Source organism: Candidatus Contendobacter odensis Run_B_J11 (assembly GCF_000531125.1).
Classification (GTDB): Bacteria; Pseudomonadota; Gammaproteobacteria; order Competibacterales; family Competibacteraceae; genus Contendibacter; species Contendibacter odensensis.
Genome location: NZ_CBTK010000108.1, coordinates 1 through 1,528, shown reverse-complemented (window position 1 = coordinate 1,528; position 1,528 = coordinate 1). Strand labels below are relative to the sequence as shown.

The 1,528-nt window shown below is 56.0% G+C and carries 1 protein-coding gene; it reads left to right on the top strand.

Annotated features, from left to right (window positions below):
* Positions 1 to 5: 5 nt before the first annotated feature.
* The gene (gene tnpC, locus BN874_RS08390; RefSeq protein WP_081756246.1) at positions 6 to 1,493 is read left to right on the top strand and encodes an IS66 family transposase; all 1,488 of its coding nucleotides are present in this window, start codon (positions 6 to 8) and stop codon (positions 1,491 to 1,493) included.
* The last annotated feature ends 35 nt before the right edge of the window (positions 1,494 to 1,528 follow it).

The window sequence follows — 1,528 nt, the reverse complement described above, 5'->3', positions numbered from 1 at the left end:
TGAATATCCGACTGCCGACCCGAGAAGAAATTCACAGTGCTTTCGCGCAAGGCGAGGCGGCGGTCGTGGAGCTTGTTCTGGGTATAGGCCAACAGATGGAGGAACTCGCCGGGCACTTGGAACAGCAAGCAGTGACACTGAAGGAATTACAGGCTCGACTGGAGAAGAACAGCCGCAACAGCAGTAAACCGCCGTCGAGTGAGGGCTATAACAAACCGAAACGAACGGAAAGTCTAAGAAAGTCGGGTCAAAGGCCGACTGGGGGTCAGCCGGGACATGAAGGGCACACCCTGAAGCGATCGGAGCATCCCGAGCATACAGAAATTCACCCGGTGGTAGCGTGCAGCCAGTGTGGTCTGTCCTTAGATAATGTGGACGTGACGGCGGATGAAGAACGTCAGGTGTTTGACATTCCATCGATCCGAATTGAGGTCACGGCACACCGGGCAGAGATCAAAACTTGTCCGGAGTGTGGAGCAGAAAACCGGGGGGTCTTTCCTCAAAATGTGACCGGTTCCGTGCAATACGGAACGGGGGTAAAAACCTGGGCCGCCTATTTTCAGAGCCAGCATTTTGTCTCCGTAGAGCGCACGGCACAGATTTTTGAAGATTTGCTGAATCACCGAATTGCAGAAGGGACGCTGATCAAAGCGGGACAGGAATTAGCGGCGGGTCTTGAACCGGCGACGGCCGCAGTCAAAGAACAGTTGCGCCAAGCGGTCGTGTTGCATACGGATGAGTCGGGACTGCGGGTGAAAGGAAAATGGCACCGGCTGCCTGTGGCCGCGACGGAGCGGTTGACGGATTATACGGTTCATGCGCAGCGGGGCCAAACCGCGATGGATGACGCCGGGGTTCTGCCGGAGTTCAAAGGCCGGGCGATGCATGATCATTGGAAACCGTACTTTGGTTATGAGGCGTGCCGCCATGCCCTGTGCAATGCGCACCACCTCCGGGAGTTGCCGTTTATCAAAAACCAGTATGGACAACGATGGGCCGCGATGATGGCGGATCTCCTCTTGGAGATTAAAAAGGCGGTAGAAACCACCCAGGAAAAGGGGGGCGAGGTGTTGCCCGCTGAAGCGTTAGCGCGGTTTGATCAACGCTATGATCTCATCCTCAACGCCGGATATGCCGTCAATCCGCGTCTACCCCCGCTTACTGCCGGGAAAAAGCCGAAACAGCGCGGTCGCCCGGCCCAGACGCCACCTCTCAATCTGCTGAATCGGCTGCGGGATTTTAAGCCACAAACCTTGGCGTTCATGGCGGACTTCCGCGTCCCGTTTGACAATAACCAGGCGGAACGGGATGTGCGCATGATCAAGGTCAAACAAAAGGTTTCGGGCGGATTCAGGACGCTGGAGGGCGCGAAAGACTTTGCGCGGATTCGGGGGTATCTCTCAACCGCCCGCAAGAACGCAGTGAATGTGTTCGGTGCCATCCGGGAGGCGTTCTCCGGTCAACCCTTTATCCCTTTCTGTGCCTCTCAGTAGTCGTATTCACCGTGATTATGAATACAACTACTGAG